Source organism: Peribacillus sp. SIMBA_075 (genome assembly GCF_046534585.1).
The window spans coordinates 1-8,735 of the sequence record NZ_JAWRYN010000081.1 but is presented as its reverse complement, the minus strand read 5'-3'; the positions used below and the strand labels follow the sequence as shown (position 1 = coordinate 8,735).

11 protein-coding genes are annotated in these 8,735 nt (G+C 40.7%); 6 read left to right on the top strand and 5 right to left on the bottom strand.

Annotated elements, in window-relative coordinates; translation table 11 throughout:
- Positions 1-198: 198 nt before the first annotated feature.
- Positions 199-1,512 (top strand): DEAD/DEAH box helicase, encoded by a 1,314-nt coding sequence (locus SB775_RS26985; protein ID WP_410864206.1) that lies wholly within the window; start codon positions 199-201, stop codon positions 1,510-1,512.
- A 12-nt stretch (positions 1,513-1,524) separates the two neighbouring features.
- Entirely contained in the window at positions 1,525-2,421 is an 897-nt protein-coding gene (locus tag SB775_RS26980) for a deoxyribonuclease IV (RefSeq protein ID WP_410864205.1), read from the top strand.
- A 100-nt stretch (positions 2,422-2,521) separates the two neighbouring features.
- Here the strand turns inward: SB775_RS26980 and SB775_RS26975 are convergent, their stop codons facing one another.
- A complete protein-coding gene (locus SB775_RS26975; RefSeq protein WP_061464083.1) occupies positions 2,522-2,782 on the bottom strand; it encodes a DUF2624 family protein in 261 nt (86 codons plus the stop codon).
- A gap of 214 nt (positions 2,783-2,996) precedes the next feature.
- Between SB775_RS26975 and SB775_RS26970 the strand changes: the two genes are divergently transcribed.
- Genes SB775_RS26970 through SB775_RS26960 form a run of 3 tightly spaced genes read left to right on the top strand, consistent with a single transcriptional unit; the run spans position 2,997 to position 5,048 of the window.
- Positions 2,997-3,761, top strand: a complete 765-nt coding sequence (locus tag SB775_RS26970) for a metal ABC transporter ATP-binding protein (RefSeq protein WP_250211687.1) — start codon at positions 2,997-2,999, stop codon at positions 3,759-3,761.
- Positions 3,762-3,782: 21 nt separating this feature from the next.
- The gene (locus SB775_RS26965) at positions 3,783-4,616 is read left to right on the top strand and encodes a metal ABC transporter permease (protein ID WP_061464081.1); all 834 of its coding nucleotides are present in this window, start codon (positions 3,783-3,785) and stop codon (positions 4,614-4,616) included.
- A 15-nt stretch (positions 4,617-4,631) separates the two neighbouring features.
- A complete protein-coding gene (locus SB775_RS26960; RefSeq protein WP_061464080.1) occupies positions 4,632-5,048 on the top strand; it encodes a Fur family transcriptional regulator in 417 nt (138 codons plus the stop codon).
- Positions 5,049-5,096: 48 nt separating this feature from the next.
- Here SB775_RS26960 and SB775_RS26955 read toward each other — a convergent pair whose 3' ends face one another.
- The gene (locus tag SB775_RS26955) at positions 5,097-5,681 is read right to left on the bottom strand and encodes a 5' nucleotidase, NT5C type (RefSeq protein WP_410864203.1); all 585 of its coding nucleotides are present in this window, start codon (positions 5,679-5,681) and stop codon (positions 5,097-5,099) included.
- 167 nt (positions 5,682-5,848) lie between these two features.
- On the opposite strand from SB775_RS26955, the gene SB775_RS26950 reads away from it, so the two are divergent.
- Positions 5,849-6,322 (top strand): DUF4190 domain-containing protein, encoded by a 474-nt coding sequence (locus tag SB775_RS26950; RefSeq protein WP_410864201.1) that lies wholly within the window; start codon positions 5,849-5,851, stop codon positions 6,320-6,322.
- 286 nt (positions 6,323-6,608) lie between these two features.
- On the opposite strand, the gene ispG is transcribed toward SB775_RS26950, so the two are convergent.
- From ispG to SB775_RS26935, 3 genes are all read right to left on the bottom strand, one after another.
- Positions 6,609-7,721, bottom strand: coding sequence for a flavodoxin-dependent (E)-4-hydroxy-3-methylbut-2-enyl-diphosphate synthase (gene ispG, locus SB775_RS26945; RefSeq protein WP_289321200.1), 1,113 nt, complete (start codon positions 7,719-7,721; stop codon positions 6,609-6,611).
- Positions 7,722-7,934: 213 nt separating this feature from the next.
- Complete coding sequence (locus SB775_RS26940) at positions 7,935-8,267, bottom strand: LysM domain-containing protein (protein ID WP_061464076.1); 333 nt, start codon at positions 8,265-8,267, stop codon at positions 7,935-7,937.
- Between the two features lie 79 nt (positions 8,268-8,346).
- Positions 8,347-8,502, bottom strand: a complete 156-nt coding sequence (locus tag SB775_RS26935) for a hypothetical protein (RefSeq protein ID WP_410864200.1) — start codon at positions 8,500-8,502, stop codon at positions 8,347-8,349.
- Between the last annotated feature and the right edge of the window lie 233 nt (positions 8,503-8,735).

Below are 8,735 nucleotides of genomic sequence, written 5' to 3'. Positions count from 1 at the left end.
CGCTTGCGCTTTTTATGAAATCCAGCTTCAGCGCCTAGCTCGCTGTGAAAAAGAGGATTGCCCTCACAAGGCAAAAAAGCGCCTTATGGGACAATCCCTATTTTCTTCACGAGCTACCCAGGCGCTTGCGCTTTTTATGTAAAATTTATTATAATAACAGGACATGTCTAATGACTGACAGGATAAAGGAGTTTTTTGATGAAACAAAACCAATTTGAACGATTTAATTTGAAAAGCTACATTCTAGATGCAGTTCGTACTTTAGGGTTCGATAAGCCGACGGAAATTCAAGAGCGTGTGCTTCCGTCGCTTTTAAAGGGAAGTAGCTTAATTGGCCAGTCGCAGACAGGTACAGGAAAGACACATTCCTATTTGCTGCCGATTATGAACAGGCTTGATGCTGGTAAAAATGAGGTTCAAGCGATTATTTCCGCACCAACCCGTGAGTTAGCGAACCAAATCTACAAAGAAGCTTTGAAAATTGCTGACCATTTCCCTGAGGATGAGCAGATTCAAGTCCGCTGTTACATCGGTGGTACTGATAAACAACGAATGATAGATAAATTGAAGACACAGCCACAGTTGGTAATCGGAACGCCAGGCCGGATCAAGGATTTGGTTGAGGCTCAGGCCTTACAAGTGTATACAGCAAAAATGCTTGTAGTCGATGAAGCGGACCTTATGCTAGACATGGGATTCCTTGAAGATGTTGATTTGTTTGCATCACGTATGGCTGAAAAAATTCAAATGCTTGTCTTCTCGGCAACCATTCCTGAAAAATTGAAGCCGTTTTTGAATAAATATATGGAGAATCCTAAGTATGTTCAAGTGAATCCGAAGCAGGCGACAGCTGCGAAAATTGAACATGTTCTGGTACCGCTTCGCCACCGTAACAGGGAGCAGTTACTTCATGACATCATTGTTCGTTATAATCCTTATTTGGCGATAGTTTTCACGAACACAAAAAAAATGGCGGATCATGTGGCTAATTCCTTGATTGAAAAAGGGTTGAATGTCGGTCGTATTCATGGGGATTTAACACCTCGTGAGCGTAAAAAAATGATGAAGCAAATCAAAGATTTAGAGTATCAATTCATCGTTGCGACTGATCTGGCTTCCCGTGGAATCGATATTGAAGGTGTAAGCCATATCATTAACTATGAATTGCCATCAGATTTGGATTTTTACATCCATAGGACGGGAAGGACTGCTCGTGCAGGATATTCCGGCATTGCCACTACCATTTATGATACATCCGATGAAGATTCATTGAACCGCCTTGAAAAAATGGGCATCGAATTCCGTGATGCCGATATCCAAAACGGTGATTGGGTTGATATCGACGAACGTAATAAACGGAAAAACCGTAAAAAACAAAAATCTGATATCGATGTTAAAGCGAGCAGGCACGTCAAGAAGCCAACTAAAGTCAAGCCGGGATACAAAAAGAAAATTCAACGCGATGTGGAAAACTTTAAAAAACGCGAACGTCGTATACAGAGAAAGAAATAGGGGAGTAATCAGATGCTGAAGATTGGATCGCATGTTTCAATGAGCGGGAAAAATATGCTTCTTGCTGCGAGTCAAGAAGCGGCTTCATATGGCTCCAACACATTCATGATTTATACGGGGGCCCCTCAAAATACAAGACGTAAAAAAATCGAGGATTTAAATATTGAAGCCGGAAGACTGCATATGGAGGAGAATGGAATAAGCGACATCGTAGTCCATGCCCCATATATCATCAATATAGGAAATACCACGAATCCAGCCACATACGAGCTGGGGGTCAACTTCTTACGCAGTGAAATCGATCGGACCGAAGCGATAGGTGCAAGGCAGATCGTACTTCATCCAGGTGCGCATGTTGGTGCAGGCAGTGAATTGGGAATAAAGAGAATCATCGAAGGTTTGAATGAAGTGCTGACAGCCGACGATAAAGTTCAGATTGCCCTTGAAACGATGGCGGGTAAAGGTACTGAATGTGGCCGGTCTTTCGAGGAGTTAGCGATGATCATTAATGGTGTGACCCATAATGAAAAATTATCGGTATGCTTCGATACTTGCCATACTCACGATGCAGGATATAATATCATTGAGGATTTTGATGGTGTGCTGAATGAATTTGATAAATTGGTCGGTATTGACCGCATCAAGGTCCTTCATATAAACGATAGTAAAAACGAACGCGGCATGCGTAAGGACCGCCATGAAAACATTGGCTTCGGTCATATCGGTTTTAAGGCGTTGAATGATATTGTCCACCATCCGCAATTAAGCACTGTTCCAAAAATCCTGGAAACACCTTATGTAGGGGAAGACAAGAAAGACAAAAAGGCCCCTTATAAATTTGAAATTGATATGTTCAAGAATAATCAATTTGAAGAAGATTTACTGGAAAAAATCGGATCTCAGCAATAATCATAATAGAAAGGGACGATTCATCTATATTTCGATGAATCGTCCTTTCATTTTACATTTAGTTTAAGTATACTCATTCAAAGTCTGTCAGAAAGTAGGCTTAAAAGGTGGAAGTAAGGTTGTTAAAGAGGGATTCTATTTCCCTGGCTGTTCCTGCTCCGGCAACTTTTGTAATTTGACCCAGTACGTTCTGTCTTTGACGTATATCAAAAATGTTGATTTTTTTACCTGCTAGAAGTGCAGTGATATCCTGTGCTTGTTTTTGGGTGAGTGCAACCCCATGCTGCTTAGCAAGGGAAAGCAGTTCATCAGGGCGAATACTGTTGATTTTATGATTGACCATCATTTCAAATAATTTCAAACGATCTCCTCCTTTGTTAAAACATATGAAGGAAGCAGACGTATGTGAACATGAAAGTTTGTTTGATTTACGGGAATTTGGTTCAGCTAACGTTTTTTGATGGTTCAGGGCGGATGGACACTTGTTCAGGGGACCGGATTCTTTACATCTGGACTTCTTTGATTTATACTAACGATTGTTAATCGTAATGATTCTTAAAAAAAAGGTGATCTCTTTGGATAATGTAGTAAACCCCATAATTAAATTAGAAGATATATCTTACAAATATACAAAAGATCTAGTGCTGGAACATGTTTCGCTTGAAATTCCTAGAGGGGCCTTCTTAGCTATCGTTGGGCCGAATGGATCCGGTAAGTCAACCCTTTTGAAATTGCTGCTTGGTCTGTTCAAGCTCCAAAAGGGAAAAATTGAAATATTCGGGGAAGACATAAGACGCTTTAAAGATTGGCAAAAGGTAGGGTTCGTTTCCCAAAAGGCAAACTCCTTCAACTCAGGATTCCCTGCCACTGTATTTGAAGTGGTTCAAAGCGGTTTGACCAAAAAAATCGGTTTATTCAAGTTTGCAGTCAAAGAGGATAAGCAAAAGGTGAAGAAAGCTTTGGAATCCGTGGACATGCTTGAATATCAGAACCGCAATATCGGAGAATTGTCCGGAGGGCAGCAGCAGAGGGTATTCATTGCCCGTTCACTGGTCAGCGAGCCGGAATTGATGATATTGGATGAGCCCACGGTTGGCGTTGATTCAAAGAACGTCCACCAATTTTATGAAATGCTTGAGATGCTGAATAAAAAATTAGGAATAACACTGATTTTAGTAACCCATGATGTTGGTACTGTGACGGATAAAGTCACACATGTCGCCTGCTTAAATAAAAAACTTCATTTTCACGGGGATGCCTGTGAATATAATGAGTTGAATGAAAGCGAGCTTTCATCCATTTATGGACATGGGGTCCAATTATTAAATCATAATCATTAATATGTTTTGGAGGATAGCCCAATGATATCGGGGATATTGCAATTTGAATTTTTGCAGAACGCATTCTTGACCGGAATCATCATCGGAGCGATTGCGCCATTAGTGGGCGTTTTTGTCGTGGTAAGGCGGATGTCGATGATTTCCGATGCTCTCAGTCATGTAGCGCTTGCTGGTATAGCGTTTAGTTTATTGCTTCAGAAGAGCTTTCTATCTCTAGCAGGATTGAATCCACTTTATATAGGAATGGCGTTTTCTGTAGGTGGTTCATTATTCATTGAAAAATTAAGAGGGGTGTACAAGCATTACCAAGAGCTTGCAATCCCGATCATAATGTCCGGCGGCATGGGTCTTAGTGTCATTTTCATATCCATTGCAAATGGTTTCAATACGGATTTATATGGTTATTTATTCGGCAGTGTCAGCGCCGTCAGCCGGGCTGACTTATATGTCATATTGGCAGTGGGGATAGTCGTTGCATTAATGCTCACCCTATTGTATAAAGAATTATTTCTGTTATCATTTGATGAAGAGCATGCAAAAGCATCGGGAATACCTTATAAAGCGATTCATTTTATTTTTATTGTCATGGTCGCATTGGTCATTGCCGCTTCCATGAAAATCATTGGCATATTACTGGTTTCTTCGCTCATGACGCTCCCGGTAGCAGCCAGTCTCCGTTTCGCTAAGGGCTTTAAGCAGATGATTGTTTTTTCGGTAATATTCGGTGAAGTATCCGTCATAGGCGGATTATTTTTATCATACAACCTTGATCTCGCTCCTGGCGGGACCATTGTAATAATAGCTGTGCTAATTCTCATCTTGTCAATTTTGTTTGATAAGTGGAAAAATCGATAGATGGGGTGATGTTTTTTGAACGTAACTACTGCCATGCAATTATTAAAAGATAAAGGTTTTAAACATACAGGAAAGAGGGAAGAAATGCTTCAGCTTTTCTCTTCCAGCGATAAATATTTAACGGCAAAAGATGTATTGGAGAATATGAAAAAAGACTATCCAGGGTTAAGTTTTGATACGATTTACCGGAATCTTTCCTTATTTGTCGAATTAGGCATCTTTGAAGCGACGGAGTTGGAAGGGGAAAAGCATTTTCGGTTTACATGCGGCCATTCTTCCCATCATCACCACTTTATCTGTTTGAATTGTGGAAAAACGAAAGAAATCGAATTGTGTCCGATGCAGGAACTTCAGGAAAGCTTGAAGGACTACGATGTTTCAGGACATAAATTTGAAATATACGGACGATGTCCTGCATGCAGTGCATCTTAGAAACATAAAAACCATTGACACTCTGTCAATGGTTTTTTCTTGTTTCACTCACTTTATAGTTGCCGGTTGCCCTGACATCCAATTATTCACCCAGACAGAAGCTTCTTGCCAATTGTTGACCCGGATCACCCTTTCAGGCACAGGATCTTGGTTGTAAGGGGTATTAAATAAAATCACGGGTATTTTACACTCTTCCGAAATGGCCACTGCATTATCGTGCTTGTCCTCTAAAAAGAGATCGACTTCAAATTTCTTGGCTGCAGCAACTTTATCGTGTGATCCTACAAGCTCGATATGATCATATAGGACTTCGTTGCTCGTGAACCAATTCTTCGTTATATCCAATAAACGGTTGCTCCGGGCACTGATGAAATATAAGTTAGCCTGTTCTGTCCATTTTTCCAATACATCCTTTGCTCCCTCAGCCAATAAAGATTCGGAATAGATGATTGGCTCGGTTTCAATGAACCATTTAGTGAAATCTTCTTTTGGAACATTAACGAATGGGAATAAGTCATACTCCGTTATGTCTTCATATGCTAAATTCAGCTGAAAAGCATTATTTAAAAAAGGGACCATGGAATCAGGTCTCGTAACAGTTCCATCTATATCGATGCCAAATCGTTTTTTCATGATGAATCTCTCCTCATATTCAATACTTGTAATAGTGTAACATATACCAAGATAGCTTTGGTAAAAACCCTTATTTATTTCCAAGACATGAAACCATTTCACGATGGATTCCATCACTTTTTACATACACTATAAATGCTCCATAAACGAAAGTGAGGGATTCACCAATGGAAAAAGATCAATACTCCAGTATTGACGATGAGATGCAATTGACTAAAAAGGGCAGTGAACCATCCGTTGTTGTGGATGATCAGCATCATGAGCGATATTATAATGAAGATACACCTGCAGATGACAGGCGGTATGAAAGTCGTGGGACCATTACCAATAATATGGATAACCAGTATAATGAAGAAACGTCTGCAGAAATTTCAACACCACCGCGAATCAGGGACTATAAGAATAATGAGTCAACTAAGGCTGATGATTCTGGGAATGTTGCTTCAAGAGGACAGGCTATTGGTGTCATAGCTTTGATCATCTCCATTTTATCGTTATTCATGATGCCGTTCATTTTAGGGGTTGTGGGTATAATTGTAGGGATAGTGGCCAGAAGCAGGGGATCAAACTTGGGTACTTGGGCCATAGTAATAGGTGCAATCTCCATCATCGTTGGCATATTCATCCTGCCATTCTTTTAACAATTTGAAACCCTTTGATTTCATTTCTTAAAATGCATCAAAGGGTTTTTAAATAAAAAGGCTGTTTTCACATACTTTGTTGCTATTTACCAGGTAGTGAGTCCAGGGGCGGGCGGTGAGCCTCTCGGCGTAAACGCGCCTGTGGGGTCTCACCTGTCCCGCTGCTCCCGCAGGAGTCTCGCACTTCCGCTCCAATCAACCTTAAATAGTTTCGTTTTAAAAACAACAATTTTTACGAAAAGAGCCAATAAAAAAAATCCCGATAATGAAAAATCGGGATTTTTTTTTATTTATTTTGTAAAGCGGCAGCAGCAGCTTCGGCTCTTTGTTTTTCATAGTACTCTTCAGCGATTTTGTCAATTTCCTTTTTCAGTTCCTCGACCATCGTCTCTTCAGGCACTTTACGTACAATCTGACCTTTTCTAAACAGCAAACCTTCACCGCGAGCCCCAGCTATGCCGATATCAGCCTCACGGGCTTCCCCAGGACCGTTTACCGCACAACCAAGCACTGATACCTTGATTGGTGCTTTAACCGTCTGGATGTACTCTTCAACCTCATTGGCGATAGAGATTAAATCAATCTCGATCCGACCGCAAGTAGGGCAGGAAATTAATGTGGCCATGTTAGAAGCAAGGCCAAATACTTTTAGGAGCTCCCTTGCCACCTTCACCTCTTCGACAGGATCGGCACTTAAGGAAACACGCATCGTGCTTCCAATACCTTGACTTAGGATGGCACCTAGTCCGGCAGCACTTTTTACGGTTCCTGAGAACAGTGTACCTGATTCCGTGATTCCCAGATGTAAAGGGTAATCGAATGCTTTAGAAGCTTTTTCATATGCTTCGATGGCTAAATTCACATCAGAAGCTTTCATGGAAACGATGATGTCATGGAAATCGTGATCTTCCAGGATCTTGATATGGTGTAAAGCACTTTCAACCATGCCATCGGCAGTGGGGTATCCGTATTTATCGAGGATCTTCTTCTCGAGAGAACCAGCATTTACCCCGATACGGATTGGAATTCCTTTAGCCTTCGCAGCTTTCACGACAGCCTCTACCTTTTCACGGCGTCCGATGTTACCAGGGTTTATCCTGATTTTATCCGCTCCGCCTTCAATTGCCTTAAGAGCGAGTTTATAATCGAAATGAATATCGACTACAAGTGGGATGTTTATCCGTTTTTTTATCTCGGGGATTGCATCAGCTGCCCTTTCATCCGGACAGGCGACACGTACGATTTGACATCCCGCCTCTTCAAGACGAAGGATCTCTGCAACTGTTGCTTCAACATCATGTGTTTTTGTAGTTGTCATGCTTTGTACTATAACTTCATTATTGCCGCCAATCGTTAAGTTTCCGACTTTAATTGGCCGCGTCTTGGTGCGATGTATGATTTCACTCAAGTGGAATTCTCTCCTTTAGGAAAAAATCAGTTTTGATTTTTAATTTGTTTCTCTGAAATATTGTATCAATGTACATACCGCTTGACAAGGAAATAGGTCGCATTATCTTTTTTCAACAAGGAAAATTCCCCATTACTGGATATATTCGATGCTTAGAAATCCCTTTTAATGGTGCTTGGGAGTGCGCAGATCCCCATTTAGAGGTTATTTATAAACGGGAATCTTATATGTTTTGCCAATCTGCATATTTTCGGGCTTCAATCCTTCATTCAAACTTTGAAAGTCAGAAATGATCGTTTCGATTGGCTGATTAGATCCGACTTTTTCCGTTTCAATGATGGAGAGTAAGGTATCCCCGGGTTTCATGGTGATTTCTTTATAAGCGGCAGATGGTGCGGATGCAGGCTTACTGGCCGGGACGGTCGGTTGGCCTGTAGTGGCCGGTGGATGGGAAGGCGGCAGGGTACCCGTAGTCAAATCGAAATAAATAATAAATAAAGTGAAACAGAATGAGATAAAAAGCAGTAGCCGTTTCAATTTTCCATCCTCCCAAGCTTGTCTTTATTTCATTTATACTTGTAAGAATCTAAAAATATGCCTAAAAATGGGCAGTTTTTCAAATGGAATGTGGGAGGATCATTTCATTTTTCTTATTCAGTTGATTAAAATCCTTATTATTTGAATGAATGTTAGTTTCCTTTGGGGTCAGACCAATTTCTCTTGCCTTCATTATGAGTAACAGCCCTTGTATATCAATATTACTCTCCTTCACGTCTATCACCTCTTAAATACTATTTCAACATTAAGTATAAGAATGACTTGGTGAGTATTTTGTCGAATTAAGAAGATATGAAAAAATATGACTGTATTCATATGCGGGAAGGCATGGAGAACCTGCAAAAGCAAAAAGACCCGGAACAGAACAGATGTGAACTATACCCCGAATAATGGACACAGTAAAAAAAGTCCCTTATTCGGGGTTTTTCTATGTCCTTTTACTAGAAC